We start from the raw sequence: 18,945 nt of genomic DNA on the forward strand, positions 1-18,945 counted from the left end.
CTGACGCCGCCTAACACCAGCACCGAGACCGCTCACCAGTCTTTGGTCACCTTGAATTTTCGAGTGAGGCGGGCAACTATCCCTATGGTCGCCGGCCGCCGGCTTGGTCACCGCGCCTTGTACCACCGGGGAATCAACTCCGGATCCGGCAGCGGGTACTGACCGTAGAACCCGTGCGGATCACCGCGCAGCACCTGGGCGTTCTGGATTTCGGCGCGATGCCGAACCGCCTGTAGACGGCCCTGTTCGGCGGCGCGGTGCTCGGCGTAGCTGCGAACCGACCACCGCGTGACGATCACCACCAGGGTGATCACCGCACCGGCCAGGATGAGCCAGCGCAGCCACCACAGCAGCGCGAGAAACACGATGATGGCGAACCCCGCCCCGCCGCTGTCCGATTGCCTGCGCTTACTCATGGCCGTCACGGTAGAACGGGGGTGTGACAAGCCCGTTATCGTCCCGGGGCAACGGCTGGCAAACCGAGGGTGCCTGCGGCGGTGCGTAGACGTTCGTCGTAGGCGACAAAGGCTGTCAGTCGGGTGCCGAACACCGCGTGACCGGTAGCCAGGTGGATCGCGTCCAACGAACGCAACGTGGGGTCCAGAAAAGCCGCTGCGGCGACCCGCACCACCTCGTTCACCTCGTACCGGGACACCCGTGCCAGCGTTGCCGGGACATCGGCCAGCAACAACGGCTCTGCCCGTCGGATAGCGCGAGGCAGTTCGACCTCGATCAGCGTTGAGGACACCCATGGCGTTGGCTCCTGTGCGGCAAGCCAATCGGCGAGCGCATCACTTTCCGGTTCACGCCGGATGAGCTTCACCAGAGCCGACGTGTCCAGATACAGCATCAGTAGCGCTCGTCATCCCGCATCTCGCGGAGCAGTTCCCCTGCCTCGTGATCGGTGCGAATCGGACCCGTTGGGCGAGGCACCGGCCCGCTGACGGTCGCCGGATGAAGTTGCCCCGCCTTGATCATCTCGGCTAGTGGACTGTCCTGGGCAGGGACAAGGCGGGCGACCACCGTTCCCCGTTCGGTGATCTCGAGATGCTCGCCGCGCTTGACGCGCGCCAGTACACCGGCGGTGTTCTGGTTCAGCTCGCGTACCGGTACCTCGGACATGAGTAAATGGTACTACGAATTTGTAGTACACGACCGGGTTCAGGCCTCTCGCAGCCGTAACGCCAGCCCGGACGCCCGCACCGCCCGGCGATCCAGCGCGGCACGGATCTCCTCCTCGGACCCGACCACCCGCACCTGGTGCTTGGCGCGGGTCACCGCGGTGTAGAACAGCTCGCGGGTCAGCAGCCGCGACTCGACCGGCGGCATCAGCACGGTCACCACGTCGGCTTCGCTGCCCTGGCTCTTGTGGATGGTCATCGCGTACATGCTGTCGACGTCGGAGAGCCGGCCGGTGGCGAAATCGGCCGGGCCCGACGCGGTGGCGATCACCGCGCGCAGTCCATCCGCGCGCGCCACGACCACCCCGGTGTCGCCGTTGCGCACGCCCAGCCCGTAGTCGTTGGCGGTGACCAGCAGCGGCCGACCGGCATACCAGTCCGCCCACACCGGATCCCCGGTCTGCTCGGAGACCCACCGCCGAATCTGACGGTTCCAATGGTTCGCCCCGTGCGGGCCGTCGCGGTGCGCACACAGCAGGCGGTGCTCGTCGAGGTTGCGCAACGCCTCGCCGGCGTCACCGAGCAGCGCCGCCTGGCGCACCCGCAGCGCGTGCGGCACCGCGATCGCCGCCAACTGCTCGCCCAGCGCGGACTGGCTCGCCACGTCGATCCAGTCCCGGTGCTCGTCGCCGGAGCGCAGCAGCTCGATCACGGTGTCGCCGTCGCCGGCGCGGATCGCCGCGGCCAGCTCACCGATCGCCTTCTTGTAGCGGTGTGCGGTGGCCAGCGTGGCCACCCGGGTGCCCGGGCGGGCGGCCAGCCCGTCCACCAGGTCGGCCAGCACCGCCCCGGCCTCCACCGACGCCAGCTGGTCGGGGTCACCCACCAGGATCAGCCGGGCCTGCGGCCGCACCGCCTCCAGCAACCGTGCCATCATCGTCAGCGACACCATCGACGTCTCATCGACCACGACCACGTCGTGCGGCAGCCGATTGCCCCGATTGTGCTTGAACCGCGCCGAATTCCCGGGCCGCGAGCCCAGCAGCGAATGCAGTGTGCTGGCCTGTAGGCCGGCCAGCCGGGCCTGATCCACCGCGTCGAGCCCGGCCACCTCCCCGGCGACCGCCTCGGTCAACCGGGCGGCGGCCTTGCCGGTCGGCGCGGCCAGCGCGATCCGCAGGCCCGGCCGGCCCGAGGTCGCGGCCTGGTCGGCCAGCAGCGCCAGCAACCGGGCAACCGTGGTGGTCTTGCCGGTGCCCGGCCCGCCGGTGAGCACCGTGACCGCCTGGGTCAGCGCGATCTCCGCGGCGGTGCGCTGCTCGTGGTAGCCCGCCGGGAACAACCGCTCGAGCGCGGGCAGCTCGGCAGGCCCGGCGTGCGGGGTGGACAGCGCCAGCAGGTCCGCGCAGACTTGCTCCTCCTCGCGCCAATACCGGTCCAGGTAAAGCAGCCGGTCAGCGTAGAGCCGCAGCACCTGCTTGGCGACCAGCGGACTGGCGCGCACCGCCGCCAGCCATGCCACAGGCTCCGGCCAGCTCAGCTCCGGCAACTCGGTGCCGGCGGCGACGGTGGCCAGCTCCACGCAGACCGACCCGGTGCGCAGCGCGCGCACCCCCAATGCGACCGCCAGCGCGACGGATTCGTCGGCCTCGGCGCCCAGCGCGCAGATCCGTTGGGCGGTATGCACATCCGCGGCATCCAGCACGCCGGCCTCGTTGAACTCCCGCAACACGCCGGTGGCGCGCAGCGCCACCCGGCACGACAGCGGGTCGACGTCGGTTGTGCTCACGCCGCCACCCCCTGGTGCAGCAGGTCGGACAGCGCGAGCACCAGCGCCGCCGGTGGCCGCCAGCTGAACACCCCGGCCGGCTGCCCGCCGAGTATCGGCGTGTCCGGCCCGCACATGCCGCGCACGAACAGATACAGCACCCCGCCCAGATGCCGGTCCGGGTCGTAGCCCGGTTGGCGCCAGCGCAAAAACCGGTGCAGCACCGCGGTGTACAGCAGCGCCTGCAGCGGGTAATCCGAGTGCAGCATCGCCTCGGCCATCCGCGGCGGGCTGTAATCGGCGGCGCTCTCCCCGAGGTTGTTGGTCTTGTAGTCGACCACCAGGTAGCGCTGATCGGGCAGGCGCAGCACCACATCCAGTGAACCGGACAGGTAGCCGCGCAGCGACTGGCCGCCGAGTGCCTCGGATGCCAACCGGTCGGCGTAGACGGCGAACGGATCATCTGGGGCAAGGTGTTCACGCAGCAACGCACCTACGTCGGCGACCCGCACCTGCGGCACCGTGCCGCGCGCATCGCCGCCGGCCAAGGGAATCTCGAAGTCCAACTCCCGCAGCCGATCCGCCGTCCCGATCTGCCGCAACGTCAACCCGTCGGCCAACGGTCCGAGCGGGGTGTCATGCATCGGCACCAGGGCCGCCGCCAGCACCTCGGCGTCTACCCCGATCGGCCACCACGGTTCGTGGGCCCGCACCTGCTCGGTCAGCTCGGCGGTCAAGTTCACGGCGAACGGGTCGGCGGTCTCCAGCACCCCGTGCACCAGCGACCCGAATGTCTTGCCGCCGGGCAGATCCGCCATCGGCGAGCGCAACTCGGCGCCGGTCTCCGAGGCCGCCTCGGTGACGGTGACATCCTCGGACTCGTCGTCGCGGGTGTGGGCGTCGGGTTCACTGTGCACGCCGGTGCCGGCTCCGGCTTCATCGGCGCCACGGATCAGCGCCGAATAGGAGGTGCGCCGCCAACCGGTGTCGATGTGGCGGTGGAAGTGGCGTGCCGCCAGCTCGCCGGGTGCCTCGCGCGGCACCGCCGCCGTCGGCGGGCCGATCACCGATTCCTCCACCACCGGCCCGCCCCGGCCCTGCCAACCGGTGAACACCGCCCAGGCGTCGTCGTCGGAGATCCGCGGGGTACAACGGTCGGGCACCTCCGCCTCCCCGGGCGCTCTTCCGCGCAGCAGCCGAGACAGCCCGCCGTTGAGTTCGTCGCCGGCCGGCGCCCACCAGGCGATGACCTGGGACTGGGCTCGGGTCAGCGCGACATAGGTGATCCGGATGTGGTCGAGCGCTTCCTCGCGCCGGTGCAGTTCGATCACCTCGGCGCTGCGGCCACCACCGATGTGCAGGCAGCGGACCTCTGACCCGTCGGCCCCGATCTCGTGGTAGAGCAGGTTGCCTTTGTCGCCGATGTAGCGGCGAAACATGAACGGCAGGTACACGATCGGGAATTGCAGTCCTTTGGCGGCGAACACCGTCATGATCTGCACGGCGCCGGCGTCACTGTCCAGGCGGCGATTGCGTTCGATCGCGCCGGTCCGGTCCTCGCGTTGGCGGCGCAACCAATCCCGCAGCGCCGGCAATCCGAGCCGGTCGGCATGCGCGGTCTCGTGCAGCAGCTGACCGATGTGGGCCAGATCGGTCATGTGCCGCTCGCCGCCCCGCTGGCCCAGCACGCGACGGCCCATCCCGGCCAGCTGGGCGGCCTCGAACACCGCCGCGACGCCGCGCAACCGGGCATGGTCGGTCCACTCGCGCAGCTTCTGGGTCACGTCGTCGGTCAGCTTGTCGCCACCGCGGGCCAGCGATTCCGCGGTCTCGCCGAAGAACATCGTGCAAGCGGCCGCGCGCGCCAACCCGGTACGGCCCGGCGCCTCGAACGCCTCCAGCAGGCACAGCCAGTCCTCGGCGGCCCGGGAGGCGAACACGTCGGTGTCGCCGGTGTAGACGACCGGGATGCCCAGCTTGGTCAGCGCGTCGCGGCACAATGCCGCGTCTTGGTGCTGTTCGACGAGGATCGCGATGTCACCGGCGCGGACCGGCTGTCCGTCGTAGTGGGCGCCGGAGTTCAGCAGGGCGCCGACGTCGGCGGCCAGGTCGGCCGGGATGTGTTCGCGCAGCGGGCCGATCAGCAGGTTGTCCAGGCCCTGGCGGTTCAACGTGGGCCGCTTGACGACCCGCAGCCGGAAGGGCGCGTTGTGTGGCGCCCCGGTCAGCCGATGTCCGGTGCGGTGGGCCTCGATGGGTGGAACGGTGATCTCGGGGTGGCCCAGCTGGGCGCCGCTCAGCACGGTCTGCAGGCTGTCGACGAGAACCTTGTCGCTGCGGTAGTTGGTGGGCAGGGTGCGCTGGTCGCCGGCGGCGCGGACGGCCGCCAGGTAGGTGTAGATGTCGCCGCCGCGGAAGCCGTAGATGGCCTGCTTGGGGTCGCCGATGAGCACCAGCGTGGAATGGCCGGTGAAGGCGCGGTCGATCACCTGCCACTGCACCGGGTCGGTGTCCTGGAACTCGTCGACCATCACGATCTGCCAGCGCCGGCGCATCCGGTCGGCGGCGTCGGAATCGGTGTGCTGCAAGGCCTCTGCCAGCCGGGTCAGCAGGTCGTTGTAGCCGAGGATGCCGAGCCGGCGCTTGCGGTGTGCGAGCTCGTCGAGCACCGCCTCGGCGAACGCCAGCCGGATGCCGGCCTCGGATTTCGGGTCGGGGTGCGCCGGGCGCAGCTGTGCGGCCGGGTCTTCGACGACCTTGGTGGCCAGGTCGAGCGCGTCCTTGCGTGACAGCGGCGGTTTGTTCTCGTCGCTGCCGAAATGCGCCAGGTAGTGGTCGTCGACGATCTCGGTGACCAGATCGGTGAGGCTTTCCACCAGGGTCGCCGACGACGCGGTATCGCCGGCCACGCCGAGGGATTTCAGCACCATGGCGCAGAACTGGTGGATGGTGACGATGGTGGCGGCGTCGAAGTCGGCCAGCGCGTCCCGCAGCAGGGCGCAGCGCGAAGGCCCGTCGGCGGTGTTGAGCAGATGCGACTCCAGCTCGTTGGCGGGCTCGCGGCGGCCCTCCAGCACCGCGACGGCATCACCGATCTGGGTGCGCACGCGCTCTCGCAGTTCCTGACTGGCCACCCGGCCGAAGGTGATCAGCAGCAACTGGTCCACGGTCGCGGCGCCGTCGGCCAGGTAGCGGGTGACCAGGCCGGCCAGCGTGAACGTCTTACCGGTGCCGGCGCTGGCTTCCAGCACCACGGTGGACCGCTCGGTGGGCAACGGCCCCAGCAGGTCGAAACGATGGGTCATGAGAGCACCTCTCCGCTCAGCAGCGGCGCCCACAGGCGTACCGCCAGCGCTCCCAGCCGGGTGCCTTCCCCGGTGACTTCCTCGCCGACGTGCGGAGTGCCGAGAATCTTCTCCAGTGCGGTATTTGCGCCCCACACCTTGATGTGGGGTGCGTCGGTGCAGTCGCCGAACTTGCCGCCCCAGGCGCGCCGGGCGGCGTCGACCGGGTCTTCGCCTGCCCGGCGGGCCTCGGCCCAGGCGTACGACGTCGGCAGTGGAAGCGGCAGCGGCTCCCGGCGGCCCGCGTCGTAGATCGCCACCAGATCGGCGAGCACCGCGACCGGATCCGGTGGCGGTGTCCACAGCCGCTGCCGGATGTGGGTGCGGCCCACACCCCGGCCGACGCACAGTGCGCTCCACTGCGTTTCGGGATGCTGGGCGGCCAGCGCCAGCAGCGGAATCCAGGACGCCAGCACATGTTTGGGCGCCAGTCGCGAGTAGGTGACCGAGACGGTGCGGCCGCCGTAGACACCGGCGACCGTCCCGGTCAGCCGGCGGCCGTGGAGGTCGACGTCCACGTCGTAGGCGCCCGGTTCCCCGGCGCGGTGGGCGATTGCAGCCTCGGCCAGCGCCCGGGACAGGTCGCGGATCTCGCAGGCGGTGCGCATGCCGAGCCGGCCGGGCGGCAGCGTGCCGCGGCGCCATTCGGCGTTGGCGGCGTCGTCGGGGTGCATGCCGGCGAGCATGTCGGCGAGCATCCGGTCGCCGACCGTCCACTGCTTGAGGCCCTCGATCTCGACGGGCATGGAGTCCTGGACCCCCTCGACCTCCCACGGCAGGGTGTAGTCCAGTGCCCGGAAGTAGCCCTTTACCGGGTCCTTGAAGAATCGGATCAGCTCTTCGAGCTCCACGTCGCCGGCCGGTGGCGGTGGCAGCAGCGCGGCGAAGGTGTCGGTGGGCTCGGTGCGTTTCCCGGCGGCGGCCTCGGCGGCCGTCAACGCCGTCGGGTCGAAGGTGAACGGCTTGCCGGGCACACCCAGTTCGCCCAGCTGGACGTTGCGGACATCGAAGGGCTGCAACGGGTGCCGCACCACGACGTGGTCGCGTACCGGCTCGGCGGTGGTGGCGTCCAGCGCGTCGAGGAGTTCGGCCAGCGGCACCGCAGGCGGGCGCACCTTGCCGGTGCTCTCGTCGGCGCCGGCGTAGGTGATGACCAGTGCCTCGGTGGCCGAGCACACCGCATCCAGCAGCAGCTGGCGGTCCTCGGAGCGGATGTCACGTTCCCCGGTCAGCGGGAGCCGGCTCAGCGCGTCGTCGCCGTCGACGTGATCCACCCGTGGGAACACCCCGTCGTCGAGACCGACCAGGCACACCACCCGGTGCGGCACCGAGCGCATCGGCACCATGGTGCACACCGTCAGGCCGCCGGTGCGGAAGTTCGCCCGGGTGGGCCGCCCGGCCAGGTGGCCGGCCAGCAGGGCACGCACATCGGCCAACTGCAGCGCGGTCCGGGCGTGCGAACCGGCCTGCATCACCACGTCGGACAGCTCCCGCTGCAGCTGGCCGGCCTGCCAGCCGTCGTCGACCGAGACCCGGGTCAGGGCGGTCACGCCGTCGATCAGGGCGGCGATCCACTCGGTGAGCGGCCGCGCCCCACTGAGCGCTTCGGCGGCGTTCTGCAGCCGGTCGATGAACTCGGCCAGTCGCCCGGCCAGCTCCACCCGGTTGCTGCCGACGTCATCGAGTGGCAGCGCGGTGCCCAGCCACGCCCGGGAATCCTCCGACATCGCCACCCCGGTCAGGATCCGGTCCAGTCCGAAACGCCAGGTGTTGTGCTGAATACCCTTGAGCCCATAGGGCTCCCGGTGGTCGGAGTCGAAACTCCACCGCACGTTGGCTTCCTGCACCCAGGCGGTGATGTCCTCGAGGTCGTCGTCGGTGAACGCGAACCGGGCCCGCACCGGCGCCGCCTGCGCCAGGTTGAGCACCGCACTGGCGGTGGCGCGGCTGTCGGCGATGCCCAGCAGTTGCTCGGCCACCCCCAGCAGCGGGTTGGTCTGGGTGAGCGCCCGGTCGGCCAACTGCACCCGCAGCAGGTGCGCGGGATGGTTCTCGCCGACCAGCTCGCCGAGCCCGAAGCCGGCAACGATCAACGGTGCGTAGTTCTCGATGTCCGGGCACATCACCACGATGTCGCGCGGCTGCAGCGTCGGGTCGTCTTCGAGTAGGCCCAGCAGTACCTCCCGCAGCACGTCGACCTGGCGGGCCGGGCCGTGGCAGGCGTGCACCTGCACCGAACGGTCCGCGACTGTGACGCAGCGCCCCTGCGGGCGTACCGCGTTGGCGGCGATATCGGCCTGCAGCCAGCCCAACAGCGTTTCGGGTTGCGTTGCAGCGCCGAGGTATTCATCGCTGTCGGGGGACGCGGGCAGGGCGCGCTGTAGTTCGCGCAGATCACGGCCCAGGGTCTGCAGCAGCGGATGGGTGGCGCTGTGCCGGCTTTCGTCGGTGGCGCGCGGCACCGTCCCGTGCACGTCGCGCAGTGTCTGCCACAGCGCATCGGAGGGGTGCGGCAGCCACAGATGCAGTTCGTGGTGGGTGGCCAGTGCATCCAGCAACGCGATATCGGTGCAGGACAGCCGGGTGTGGCCGAACAGTGACAACCGAGCCGGCAGGGTGTCGGTGGGCGCGTCTCGCAGCCGGTCGACGGCGCGGCGGTGCCGCAGGTGCGGGGGATCGACCGGGATCGCCGCGGCCAGCGCCCGCCACAGCGGTGGCTGCCAAGCAAGGTCGGGGTTCAGCTGCCCGCCCGACCCGTCACCCGAGCCGTCGCCGCAACCGCCGTCGAGCCAATCCGCCAGCATGTCGGGGCGCTGCCGGGCGTAGGAGGCGAACAGCCCGGCCAGCCGCCGCGCCACCGCATAGCGCCGGCCGCGCCGCACCTGCGCGTCATCGCCGGTGTGGAAATGACCCAAATGCCTTGCCAGCGTGCGGCACCAGTCCTCGTCGAGGCTGGCGTCGATCACCGTCAGCAACGGCCAACTCATCGCGTCCGGCGACCACGGATCATCACCGTCGGTCCCGATGATCTGCGCGATCAGCGAGATCGGACTGCGAAACTCCACGCCGGCACACACCCCGTCGCCCCCGGAACCGGCACCCAGCACGTGCGACAGCCGCTGGGACAGCCAGCGTTCCACCCCGCGCGCGGGCACCAGCACCAACTCCTGGGCGAACGGGTCGGCCGGCGGTGTCGCCAGCAGGGCACCCAGCCCGTCGACGAGGCCGTCGGTCCGTTCGGCGCGGTGCAGGTGCAGTCCCATCGCGGTCACCATAAACCGCCACCCCGACAGCGGGCGTCGAGCCTGCGGGTACGGCGCGGCCCGGCTCCGGCTGAACCATCGGCCGGTCGGGATCGTGTGCCTGTCATGAGGATCTACATCCTGGTCGTGGCCGCCGTTGCCGCACTGCTCATGGGGCTGGTCGGCCCACCGGCCGCCACCGCCGCCGATGACCGCTTGCAGTTCACCACGACCACCGTCGACGGGACCCCGTTCAACGGCGCAAGCCTGCAGGGCAAACCCGTGGTGCTGTGGTTCTGGAGGCCGAGCTGCCCGTTCTGCAACGCCGAGGCGCCGTCGGTGAGCCGCGTCGCGGCCGCCAACCCGCGGGTCACCTTCGTCGGGGTGGCGGGGCGCTCCGATGTCGCGGCGATGCAGGACTTCGTGGCCAAGTACCACCTGAACTTCACCAACCTCAACGACGCCGACGGCTCGATCTGGGCGCGATTCGGGGTGCCGTGGCAGCCCGCGTACGTGTTCGAACGCTCCGATGGCACCTCGACATTCGTGAACAACCCGACGTCGGCGATGTCGCAACAGGAGTTGTCCGACCGGGTCGCGGCGCTGACCTAGGTGAACCAGAATCTGCCGGGACTGGCCTTTGCCGCGGGATTGGTGGCGGCCCTCAATCCGTGCGGGTTCGCGCTGCTACCGGCCTATTTGGCATTGGTGGTGCGCGGGGAGAGCGGCGGCAGGTGGGGCGCGGTGGGCCGTGCGCTGGCGGCCACCGCCGCGATGACCCTCGGCTTTCTGGCGGTGTTCGGCGCCTTCGGGCTGCTCACCGTCACGGTCGCGGCGAGGGTGCAGCGATATCTGCCCTACGCCACGGTGGTGATCGGCATCGTGCTGATCGCGCTTGGTGTTTGGCTGCTGGCGGGCCGCCGACTCGCGGTCGCGTCTTTCGGTGGCCGGTGGGCACCGACCGCCCTGATCGGGTCGATGCTCGGGTACGGGGTGGGCTACGCCTGCGCCTCACTGGGCTGCACCATCGGTCCCTTTCTGGCGGTCACCGGAGCGGCGTTGCGCGGTGGCCGCTACGGGGTGACGGCCTATCTGGCCTATGCGGCCGGATTCGGGCTGCTGGTCGGCGTGTTGGCGATCGCGGTGGCGTTGGCTCGCTCGGCGCTGATCGATCGGATGCGCCGAATCACCGCGTACGCCAGCCGGGTCAGCGGTGGGCTGCTGGTGGCGGTCGGGCTCTATGTCGGCTACTACGGCTACTACGAGGTTCGGTTGTTCGAGCTGGGTGCGGGTCCGGACGACCGGGTGGTGGCCGCGGCGGGGCGGCTACAGGGCACCCTCGCCGGGTGGGTGCACCAGCAGGGGGCGTGGCCGTGGCTGGCGGTGTTGGCCGTTGTCACGCTGGCTGCGCTGTTGCATGCTCGCCGCCGCAGTCCCATCGCGGCCACCATAAACCGCCACCCCGACAGCGGTGCCTCGTAGGCTGGTTCGTGTGAAAGCGGTCAGCTGCAGCAATGCGCAACTCGAAGTCGTCGACCTGCCCACTCCGTCACCCGCCAAGGGACAACTGCTGCTGGACGTGCTGCGCTGCGGTATCTGCGGATCGGATCTGCACGCCCGCCAGCACTGCGACGAGGTCGCCGACATGGCGGCCGAGACCGGTTACGACGGCTTCATGCGCTCGGATCAGCAGGTGGTGTTCGGCCACGAATTCTGCGGCGAGGTGCTCGACCACGGCCCCGGCACCCGCAAGGCGCCGCGCCCCGGTACCCGGGTGGTCGCGGTGCCGCTGCTGCGGCGCGGCACTGACGTCCACACGGTCGGGCTGTCGGCGGCGGCGCCGGGCGCTTACGCCGAGCAGATGATCGTCGAGCAGTCTTTGACACTGCCGGTGCCCAACGGGCTGTCGTCGGAGGCCGCCGCGCTGACCGAGCCGATGGCGGTGGCCTGGCATGCCGTGCGGCGCAGCGAAGTGCGCAAGCGTGACGTGGCGATCGTGATCGGCTGCGGACCGATCGGACTGGCGGTGGTGAGCATGCTCAAGGCGCGCGGGGTGCGCACGGTGATCGCCAGTGACTTCTCACCCGGCCGGCGCACCCTGGCGGCCCGATGCGGCGCCGATATCGTCGTCGACCCGACGCAGGACTCGCCGTACGCCGCCGCCGCAGGCCACGGTCATCTGGAGAAGGCGACCGACGCGTTGGGGCTGGCGGTCGGCACCGTGGAGAAGCTGTACAAGGCCCGGCTGCCCTGGTGGCATGTCTGGCGGGCCGCCGAAGCCGTCGGCGCGGCCACCCCCAAACACCCCGTCATCTTCGAGTGCGTCGGGATACCGGGCGTCATCGACGGCATCATCGCCGGTGCACCGCTGTTCTCCCGCGTCGTGGTGGTCGGAGTGTGCATGGGTACCGACGCGATCCGGCCCGCGATGGCGATCAACAAGCAGACCGACCTGCGGTTCGTGTTGGGTTACACGCCAATGGAATTCCGCGACACCCTGCACATGATCGCCGAGGGCCAAGTCGACGTCTCGCCGCTGATCACCGGGACGGTCGGCCTGGGCGGGGTGGGAGCCGCGTTCGACGCGTTGAGTGACCCGGCCAAGCACGCCAAGATCCTGATCGACCCCAAAAGCCCGCTGCAGGAGGTCTCATGACGTCCGGCACCAAGCGCATTGCGATCAGCACCGGCGGTGGCGACGCTCCCGGCCTCAACGCCGTCATCTACGCCGCCACCCGGGCCGCCCGAAACCGCGGCTGGGACGTCGTCGGGATCCGCGACGGCTACAACGGGATGCTCCTGAGCGACGACTACCCCGACGGCGGGCTGATCGACCTGACCCGCGAGCGGGTGCGCGGGATCATCCACCAGGGCGGCACCATCCTGGGCAGCACCAACCGCGGCAACCCGACCGCCTACCCGGTGCAGCAGGCCGACGGCAGCTGGATCGAGGTCGACCGCACCGATGAACTGCTGGGGCGGTTCGCGGAGCGCGGGATCGACGCGCTGATCACCGTTGGCGGCGATGGGTCCCTGACGATCGGCAACCACCTGCATGAAGCCGGGCTGCGTCTGGTCGGAGTGCCCAAGACCATCGACAACGATCTGGACCGCACGATGGCGACATTCGGTTTCGACAGCGCCGTCGATTTCGCCTCGGAATGCATCGACCGGTTGTTCTCCACAGCCACCTCGCACGGCCGGATCATCGTGGTGGAGGTGATGGGTCGCTACGCCGGCTGGATCGCGCTGAACGCCGGCATGGCGTCGGGGGTGCATGCCATCTTGATCCCGGAGATCCCGTACCGCCTGGAACCGATCGCCGAGCTGATCAGGCAACGCGCGCAACGGGGTTCGACGTATTCGATGGTGTGCGTCGCCGAGGGCGCCAAACCGGTGGGTGGTGAGCACACCGTGGCGGGCAAGTCGGTGGGCCAGGCCGAACGCCTGGGTGGCATCGGCGCGAAGGTGGCCGCGCAATTGGAGGAGTTGACCGGGCGGGAGTCGCGCGCGGTGGTGCTCGGCCATCTGCTGCGCGGCGGTTCGCCGTCGTCGACGGATCGGCTGCTGGGGCTGCGGTTCGGGGCCGCCGCGGTGCGGGCCCTCGACGAGGGGCGCAGCGGGGTGATGGTGGCGCTCAACCCGCCGACGGTGGACTATGTACCGCTGGCCGAGGCCACCAGCCGGCAGAAAACCGTTCCGGTGGACTGTGATTCGATCCAGACCGCGCGCGACATCGGGGTCAGGTTCGGCGACGAAAGGGTCAGCCATGGCTGAGTCGGCACCGCATCGCGGCGACTACGGAATCGACGGATCGTTTCACCGGGTGCCGCTCGGCGGACAGCTTGCCGCGCTGGCGGTCGGGTGCAGTGCGCTGGCGGTCTACGCCGGCATCGCCCTGGCCCGCGGCCAGCACTGGGCCGGCGCGGCGGCGTTGGTGCTCGACGCCGGCATCCTCGCCCAGATCGGGCTGTACTGGCACGCAACCCGGGCCGGCAAGTTCAAGGTCTGGGGAGGCATCCTCGACGGGCTGCGGTTGCGCGGCGACGAAACGGTGCTGGACATGGGTTGCGGACGCGGTGCCGTGCTGTGTGCCGCGGCCAAACGGGTGCCCGATGGCCGCGCGATCGGGGTGGACCTGTGGCAGGCCGACCAGACCGACAACTCCGCCGAGGCCACCCTGGCCAACGCCGCGCTGGAGGGCGTCGCCGAGCAGGTCGAGGTGCGCACCGGCGACATGACCGCGCTGCCGCTGGCCGACGCCAGCGTCGACGTCGTGGTGTCCAACCTGGCGATCCACAACATTCCGTCCCGCGAGGGCCGCCGACGGGCACTGGCCGAGGCAGCCCGGGTGCTGCGCCCCGGTGGCCGGCTGGCGATCGCCGATCTAAGGGCGATCCGCAGCCACGCCGCCCAGTTACGCGAAATCGGTTGGGGCGACGTGCGATGGCGCAATCTGGGCTGGCGGATGTGGTACGGCGGGCCTTGGGCCGCGACCCGGCTGGTCACCGCGACGAAGCCGGGCTGAAGTCGGGGCGTGATCACTTCCGCCTCAGGCGTCACGCGAGGACGACTATGTGTTGTGTGCCCGGCTCATAGCGACAAGCAGCGTTATGTCAGGTTCTGAGGGGAGTTCCGCTTGGCGGAGGCGGGGTGGGATTCGGCGGGGGTGAATCGGCGAGCGGGATTGGGCGGGGCGGGAGCGGGATTGGGCGCCGGCACAGCCGATGCGGGTTGACATAACTGTGGTTGTCGCTGTGAGCCGGGCACACATCCGTATACCCGGGCGACGGTAGTGGGGGGCGGCGGCGATGGGCCAGTCGGCCGGGGAGGGGACGGTGGGCCGGTCGGTGCGCTGAGCAACCGGGCAAGCAACAATCCCAGTAGCTCAGTACGCAACGGTAAACCCGTGCCGCAGCACCAGATCGGCCGTCACGTCGGCGCGCTGCACCAGCGGCCATGACTCGACCGAGAACGCCTCGATGGCGAAGAACGCGTAGTTCACCGAGGTCTCCGGGGTGGTGCGCGACCGGTACACGATCGCGTCCGGGCATTCCTCGGGCTCGGGCCACCAGCGCCGCACCGCGTCGGCCAAGTGCTGGCAGGTGGCCCACACCGCGTCGTGCTGGCCGGTGCTGATCTGATCGTCGACCCCCAGGGCGTCCAGGTTGCGCTCGGTGCGCAGGTCGAGCACCCGCAGGTGCCGGGCGGCGGTCAGTCGCACCAGGTGGTGGCCGGCGTGATCGGCGGGGATCATCAGCCCGGTCAGCCGGTAGCGCTCCCGGAACGCACCCAGGAGATCGGTTGCGCCATAGCGGCTTCGGAATGCCCCCGAGGCAGGGTCGAAGCGGTAGCGCGGTTCGGTGAACCCGTCCCACATCCAGGCGTCCGGGTCCTCCGCATCCAGGCGCCACAGTGGTGTCCCGGCGGTGATGCGGCGGCGGCGCAGCCCGGTCGGCCGGACGTCGGGCAGCGGGGACCGGTAGCCGGCGGGAAGTTCAGGCACCGAGTGCGGTGAGCATTCGCCGGGCGGCCTGCGCGGTGTCCGGGTGGCGCAGCGCCTCGGCGATCGAGACACCGCCCAACTCGTCATGGGTGAGCCGCATGATGCGGTCGACGGCCAGCGGGTCGGTGGTGAACCGCCCCAGCGCCTCCAGGATCTCGGGCAGGTCGGTGCGAACCCGGGCGTCGTCGAATTGCCAGGCCGGGAACCAGGTTTGGTTGCCCACGGCCGCTCCGGTCAGCTTGCCGCGGCTGCGCAGCCGGTGCACGGCCTGAGGCGTGCCGAGCCGCAGCAGCGCCTGCACCTTCGGGGTGGGCAGCGCCCCGGCGACGAAGTCGTCGACAACCGCGGCGCGACGCTGGTCGTTCAGCGCGTGCGCGGCGATGCGCTCCAAGGTGCCCTGCGGCCCCGTCGGTGCCTCCAACAGGGCGTCGAGCACCTGGGCGAACCCGGCGTCGGCGCGGGCGCGTTCGGCGACTTGGCGGGCGATCGGTGCGACGGCGGTGGGCATGAGCCCATACTACCCGCAGCAACCCCGAATTGAAACAATCGAAACAGCTAGTCGGGAGTCGACCGGCGGCGGCGCATCAGCGTGCGCCCGCCCACCGCCACGGCCGCCAGCGCGATGATCATCCCCAACAGCGGCCAGACCCCCAGCGTGTCGACCCGATCGGCCAGCCAGGACTGCACCGTGCCGGCCGCATGGATCACCGGATCGTCGGGGTCGGCGCCGGAGAAGTACAACCGGATCTCGTAGTAGCCGTAGTAGGTGACGTACAACCCGGTCAGCAGCACGATCACCCCGGCGATCCGGCCCACATACGGCAGCACCCGGCGCATCGCCGAGGTGGCCGACGAGCCGGCCAGCGCCACCGCCAGCGCCGCGACCCCGACGGTGATGCTCATGCCTGCGGCGTAGGCGACGAACGCCAGCACGCCGGCCAGCGTCGAACCCTGTTGGAAGGTGGTGCTGATCACCGCGAGAAACGGAGCGATCGTGCAGGACAGCGACGCGATTGCGTAGCCGACGCCATAGCCGTACATCGACCCCAGCCGCGCGCTCGGCGTCCCGCCCGCCGCCTTGGGCAGCAGCACCGAGATGTCCCGGCCAGAGAGCAGCCAGGCGCCCATCGCCAGCAGCAGCACGCCGATGACCACCGTGGCGAACGGCAGATACTTCTGCGCCGAGGCGATCAACGGCGACACGGCCAGGCCGAAAATCCCGAACACCGTCAGGAACCCGGCCGCCATCGTCACCGTCGCCGCACCGGCCCTGGCCAGCGCGACCGGACGCGACGTGCCCCGGCTGTCGGCGATCACCAAACCCAGATACCCGGGCAGAAACGCGAACCCACACGGGTTGAGCGCCGCCACCAGCCCGGCGCCCAGCGCGAAACTCAGCGTGGCGGTGTCGATCACGACTTGGTCAGCGCCTGCACCCGCGCATTCAGATCAGCTTCGGGCAGCGAGCCCTTCACCACCTCGACCTGCCCGTCCGCGCTGACGAAGGCGTACGCGGGCTGGCGGGTCACCCCGAAGCGCGCCCAGACCGCGGCGTCGGTGTCGGCCAGCTCGGTGAAGCCGTCGACGCCGTACTTGGCGGTGAACGCCCGCAGTGCGTCCAGCTGGTCCTGGGCGCCTACGCCGACGAACGTCACCGCCGGGTGCGCGGCGGCTACCCGCGCGACCAGCGGCGCATCCTTTTGGCAGGTGGGGCACCACGGCGCCCAGAACCACAGCACCGCCGGCCTGCCCTTCAGGCTGGCACCGGCGAACGGCCGGCCGTCGAGGGTTTGGGCGGTGAAGTCCAGCTGCGTGCCTTCGGCCGTTGTCCGCGAACTGCATCCAGGCACCAGCAGGGCCATCGATGCGAGGAGCAGGGCGGCCAGCAGGCGCAGCCCAGGAGTGGTCTGACGGGGCATGCCGCCGAGTATGCCATCGGTTGCCGCCGGGCTAAGGTCGCTAGCATGGCACGCGGACGCCTGGAGCACACCGCCGACATCGCTGCGCCGCCGGACGCCGTTGCGGCGTTTCTGGGCGACCTGGTCAACTACGAAGCCCTGCACCCGATGCTGGTGGATGTGCGCGAGATTCCCGGCGGCGCCGACGGCGCCACCCGTTATCTGGCGCCGCACCGCATGCGCTTGTGCGGCATACCGATCCGCTTCACCTGCCGGGTGGACCTGCGCACCGACGGCCTCGGCAACATCTTGAGCCACACCCTGCAGCGGCCCGGCATCGAAATGTGGTCGACGGTGACGGTGCACCCGCACGGCGACGGCGCCCGGCTGCACGAGCAGGTCGACATCAGCGCCCCCCGCCTGTTGATGAACACGGTGCTGCGCGACGGCGGCAGATCGCACGCCGCGATGTGGGAGAACCTGCGCAGCTATTTCGAAGGCTGACCGATCCGGGCATGCTGGAAGCCATGAACCGAAGCGAGATCACCGAGCAGATCGTCGCCGCCCGGCTGGCCAAGGGGCTGAGCTGGCAGGAGTTGGCCGACGCGATCAAGAGGCCGGTCGTATGGACCACGTCGGCGCTGCTGGGCCAGCAGCCCATCCCCGCCGAGCTGGGCGAGATCCTGGTCGAGCTGTTGGGGTTGGAGCGCTCCGCGGTGCCGGTGCTGGCCGCGGTGCCGATGCGCGGCGGGTTGCCCACCCGACAATCTCAGGCCTCGACCGACCCGACCATCTACCGGCTCTACGAGGCGGTGGACGTCTACGGCCCGGCGATCAAGGAGCTGATCCATGAGCAGTTCGGCGACGGCATCATGAGCGCGATCAACTTCCATATGGACATCGACAAGAAGCCGCACCCGGGCGGTGATCGGGTGGTGATCACCTTCGACGGCAAATTCCTGCCCTACGAGTGGAATTCGGCGTCGGAGTGACGCGCCGCAGAAAGTAGGCAAACCGATGGCCGCTCGATCCGAGACCCAGCCGCTGACCGCCGACCTGGTGCTGTCCGGTGGGGGAGTGCGGTTCATCGGGCTGGTCGGATCGGTGGTCGCGCTGATGGACGCCGGATACTCGGTGCAGCGCATCTCCGGGGTGTCCGGCGGCTCGGTGGTGGGCACCATCCTGGCTGCCGCCGCCCAGGGCGATCAGCTGAGCGCGGCGCAGGTCAAGGAACTGGCGCTGTCGGTGCCGCTGGACACCTGGCGCGACGCGACGGTGCCGGTCCCGCTGCTGGGCGCGGCGTACGGGTTCCTGCGCGACAGTGGCCTGTACCGCGGCGACGTCGCCCACGACTGGATCCGCAGTGAGCTGGCGAACCTGGGGGTGCGTACCTGGGGCGACCTGTCCTACGACGATGACAACCTGCTGACCGAGCGGCGCTACCGGGCGGTGGTCACCGTGACCGACGTGACGACCGGACAGCTGGTCCGGCTGCCGTGGGACTACCGGCGGGTCTATGGGCTCGACCCCGACGAGCAGTCCGTCGCCGACGCGGTGCGCGCCTCGATGTCGGTGCCGTTCTTCTACCGCCCGATGACGCTGACCAGTGCGGCCGGGCTGCGGTCCACCCTGGTTGACGGCGGGGTGCTGTCGAACTTCCCGATCTATACGTTCGACCGGCTCGACGGCCGGAAACCGCTGTGGCCCACCTTCGGGGTGACGGTGGTGCCGGAGCTGTCCGGTGGCGACATCGGCGACATGGTTCCCGGCCTGCGGCCGCTACGCATGTTCGGACAGTCGCGACTGCTGGAGAACCTGATCAGCACCCTGCTGGTCGGCCACGACCAGACCTACCTGAACCAGCCGTGGGTCAGTGTGCGCGCCATCAAGGTCGACCCGACCGACATCGGTGTGCTGGACTTCGGGATCTCCCGCGACCGGCTCGAAGTGCTCTACGAGAACGGCTACACCGCGACGCAGCAGTTCCTGTCGACCTGGGACTGGCCGGCCTACCTACAGCGCTTCCGGGTGTCGCACTACCCCGGTGCAAGCTCGGACTGAAGCAG

At 70.3% G+C, this 18,945-nt stretch carries 18 protein-coding genes; 8 read left to right on the top strand and 10 right to left on the bottom strand.

All coding sequences use genetic code 11. The features are described 5' to 3' along the window. Window positions 1-107 precede the first annotated feature (107 nt). The 6 genes from ACZYY4_RS22360 to recC are packed head-to-tail and all read right to left on the bottom strand — an operon-like array spanning window position 108 to window position 9,496. Window positions 108-416 carry a hypothetical protein gene (locus ACZYY4_RS22360; RefSeq protein WP_463812248.1) on the bottom strand — a complete coding sequence of 103 codons (309 nt, stop codon included), beginning with the start codon at window positions 414-416 and terminating at the stop codon, window positions 108-110. Between the two features lie 35 nt (window positions 417-451). Then, window positions 452-850 (bottom strand): type II toxin-antitoxin system VapC family toxin, encoded by a 399-nt coding sequence (locus ACZYY4_RS22365; protein ID WP_463812249.1) that lies wholly within the window; start codon window positions 848-850, stop codon window positions 452-454. Further along, window positions 850-1,122, bottom strand: a complete 273-nt coding sequence (locus tag ACZYY4_RS22370) for a type II toxin-antitoxin system Phd/YefM family antitoxin (protein ID WP_463812250.1) — start codon at window positions 1,120-1,122, stop codon at window positions 850-852. The genes ACZYY4_RS22365 and ACZYY4_RS22370 overlap by 1 nt, the downstream gene beginning before the upstream one ends. Window positions 1,123-1,161: 39 nt before the next feature. Next, the gene (gene recD / locus ACZYY4_RS22375; RefSeq protein ID WP_463812251.1) at window positions 1,162-2,910 is read right to left on the bottom strand and encodes an exodeoxyribonuclease V subunit alpha; all 1,749 of its coding nucleotides are present in this window, start codon (window positions 2,908-2,910) and stop codon (window positions 1,162-1,164) included. Continuing rightward, window positions 2,907-6,194 (bottom strand): exodeoxyribonuclease V subunit beta, encoded by a 3,288-nt coding sequence (gene recB, locus ACZYY4_RS22380; RefSeq protein ID WP_463812252.1) that lies wholly within the window; start codon window positions 6,192-6,194, stop codon window positions 2,907-2,909. The genes recD and recB overlap by 4 nt, the downstream gene beginning before the upstream one ends. Next, on the bottom strand, window positions 6,191-9,496 hold the full coding sequence (gene recC / locus ACZYY4_RS22385) for an exodeoxyribonuclease V subunit gamma (RefSeq protein ID WP_463812253.1): 3,306 nt from the start codon (window positions 9,494-9,496) through the stop codon (window positions 6,191-6,193). The genes recB and recC overlap by 4 nt, the downstream gene beginning before the upstream one ends. A gap of 150 nt (window positions 9,497-9,646) precedes the next feature. Between recC and ACZYY4_RS22390 the strand changes: the two genes are divergently transcribed. From ACZYY4_RS22390 to ACZYY4_RS22410, 5 genes are read left to right on the top strand one after another with little or no spacing between them, the layout of a single operon-like run. Then, window positions 9,647-10,087 carry a protein disulfide oxidoreductase gene (locus ACZYY4_RS22390; RefSeq protein ID WP_463812292.1) on the top strand — a complete coding sequence of 147 codons (441 nt, stop codon included), beginning with the start codon at window positions 9,647-9,649 and terminating at the stop codon, window positions 10,085-10,087. Further along, entirely contained in the window at window positions 10,088-10,957 is an 870-nt protein-coding gene (locus ACZYY4_RS22395; RefSeq protein ID WP_463812254.1) for a cytochrome c biogenesis CcdA family protein, read from the top strand. A gap of 10 nt (window positions 10,958-10,967) precedes the next feature. Beyond that, entirely contained in the window at window positions 10,968-12,131 is a 1,164-nt protein-coding gene (locus tag ACZYY4_RS22400) for a zinc-binding dehydrogenase (RefSeq protein WP_463812255.1), read from the top strand. Further along, complete coding sequence (locus ACZYY4_RS22405) at window positions 12,128-13,252, top strand: 6-phosphofructokinase (protein ID WP_463812256.1); 1,125 nt, start codon at window positions 12,128-12,130, stop codon at window positions 13,250-13,252. Before ACZYY4_RS22400 ends, ACZYY4_RS22405 begins: the two co-directional genes overlap by 4 nt. Next, the gene (locus ACZYY4_RS22410; protein WP_463812257.1) at window positions 13,245-14,003 is read left to right on the top strand and encodes a class I SAM-dependent methyltransferase; all 759 of its coding nucleotides are present in this window, start codon (window positions 13,245-13,247) and stop codon (window positions 14,001-14,003) included. Before ACZYY4_RS22405 ends, ACZYY4_RS22410 begins: the two co-directional genes overlap by 8 nt. 360 nt (window positions 14,004-14,363) lie before the next feature. Here the strand turns inward: ACZYY4_RS22410 and ACZYY4_RS22415 are convergent, their stop codons facing one another. From ACZYY4_RS22415 to ACZYY4_RS22430, 4 genes are read right to left on the bottom strand one after another with little or no spacing between them, the layout of a single operon-like run. After that, complete coding sequence (locus ACZYY4_RS22415; RefSeq protein WP_463812258.1) at window positions 14,364-14,981, bottom strand: RES family NAD+ phosphorylase; 618 nt, start codon at window positions 14,979-14,981, stop codon at window positions 14,364-14,366. Further along, window positions 14,974-15,489: a hypothetical protein gene (locus tag ACZYY4_RS22420; RefSeq protein WP_463812259.1), complete on the bottom strand. Its 516-nt coding sequence runs from the start codon at window positions 15,487-15,489 to the stop codon at window positions 14,974-14,976. Before ACZYY4_RS22420 ends, ACZYY4_RS22415 begins: the two co-directional genes overlap by 8 nt. A gap of 47 nt (window positions 15,490-15,536) precedes the next feature. Further along, entirely contained in the window at window positions 15,537-16,397 is an 861-nt protein-coding gene (locus tag ACZYY4_RS22425) for a cytochrome c biogenesis CcdA family protein (RefSeq protein WP_463812260.1), read from the bottom strand. After that, window positions 16,394-16,900, bottom strand: coding sequence for a redoxin family protein (locus tag ACZYY4_RS22430; RefSeq protein WP_463812261.1), 507 nt, complete (start codon window positions 16,898-16,900; stop codon window positions 16,394-16,396). The genes ACZYY4_RS22425 and ACZYY4_RS22430 overlap by 4 nt, the downstream gene beginning before the upstream one ends. Before the next feature lie 45 nt (window positions 16,901-16,945). Here ACZYY4_RS22430 and ACZYY4_RS22435 point away from each other — a divergent pair, with 45 nt between their 5' ends. The 3 genes from ACZYY4_RS22435 to ACZYY4_RS22445 are packed head-to-tail and all read left to right on the top strand — an operon-like array spanning window position 16,946 to window position 18,940. Continuing rightward, window positions 16,946-17,383: an SRPBCC family protein gene (locus ACZYY4_RS22435; RefSeq protein ID WP_463812262.1), complete on the top strand. Its 438-nt coding sequence runs from the start codon at window positions 16,946-16,948 to the stop codon at window positions 17,381-17,383. 23 nt (window positions 17,384-17,406) lie between these two features. Beyond that, window positions 17,407-17,871 (top strand): cyanase, encoded by a 465-nt coding sequence (gene cynS, locus ACZYY4_RS22440; protein WP_463812263.1) that lies wholly within the window; start codon window positions 17,407-17,409, stop codon window positions 17,869-17,871. Window positions 17,872-17,896: 25 nt separating this feature from the next. Then, complete coding sequence (locus tag ACZYY4_RS22445; protein ID WP_463812264.1) at window positions 17,897-18,940, top strand: patatin-like phospholipase family protein; 1,044 nt, start codon at window positions 17,897-17,899, stop codon at window positions 18,938-18,940. Window positions 18,941-18,945: the final 5 nt, after the last annotated feature.

Source organism: Mycobacterium sp. IDUB_21, assembly GCF_055419425.1.

What these genes read in the sequence shown, in the direction of transcription:
- ACZYY4_RS22360 (WP_463812248.1), bottom strand. Translation starts at nt 416, where the DNA reads ATGAGTAAGCGCAGGCAATCGGACAGCGGCGGGGCGGGGTTCGCCATC.
- ACZYY4_RS22365 (WP_463812249.1), bottom strand. Translation starts at nt 850, where the DNA reads ATGCTGTATCTGGACACGTCGGCTCTGGTGAAGCTCATCCGGCGTGAA.
- ACZYY4_RS22370 (WP_463812250.1), bottom strand. Translation starts at nt 1,122, where the DNA reads ATGTCCGAGGTACCGGTACGCGAGCTGAACCAGAACACCGCCGGTGTA.
- recB (WP_463812252.1), bottom strand. Translation starts at nt 6,194, where the DNA reads ATGACCCATCGTTTCGACCTGCTGGGGCCGTTGCCCACCGAGCGGTCC.
- recC (WP_463812253.1), bottom strand. Translation starts at nt 9,496, where the DNA reads ATGGGACTGCACCTGCACCGCGCCGAACGGACCGACGGCCTCGTCGAC.
- ACZYY4_RS22390 (WP_463812292.1), top strand. Translation starts at nt 9,647, where the DNA reads ATGGGGCTGGTCGGCCCACCGGCCGCCACCGCCGCCGATGACCGCTTG.
- ACZYY4_RS22405 (WP_463812256.1), top strand. Translation starts at nt 12,128, where the DNA reads ATGACGTCCGGCACCAAGCGCATTGCGATCAGCACCGGCGGTGGCGAC.
- ACZYY4_RS22410 (WP_463812257.1), top strand. Translation starts at nt 13,245, where the DNA reads ATGGCTGAGTCGGCACCGCATCGCGGCGACTACGGAATCGACGGATCG.
- ACZYY4_RS22420 (WP_463812259.1), bottom strand. Translation starts at nt 15,489, where the DNA reads ATGCCCACCGCCGTCGCACCGATCGCCCGCCAAGTCGCCGAACGCGCC.
- ACZYY4_RS22430 (WP_463812261.1), bottom strand. Translation starts at nt 16,900, where the DNA reads ATGCCCCGTCAGACCACTCCTGGGCTGCGCCTGCTGGCCGCCCTGCTC.
- ACZYY4_RS22435 (WP_463812262.1), top strand. Translation starts at nt 16,946, where the DNA reads ATGGCACGCGGACGCCTGGAGCACACCGCCGACATCGCTGCGCCGCCG.
- cynS (WP_463812263.1), top strand. Translation starts at nt 17,407, where the DNA reads ATGAACCGAAGCGAGATCACCGAGCAGATCGTCGCCGCCCGGCTGGCC.
- ACZYY4_RS22445 (WP_463812264.1), top strand. Translation starts at nt 17,897, where the DNA reads ATGGCCGCTCGATCCGAGACCCAGCCGCTGACCGCCGACCTGGTGCTG.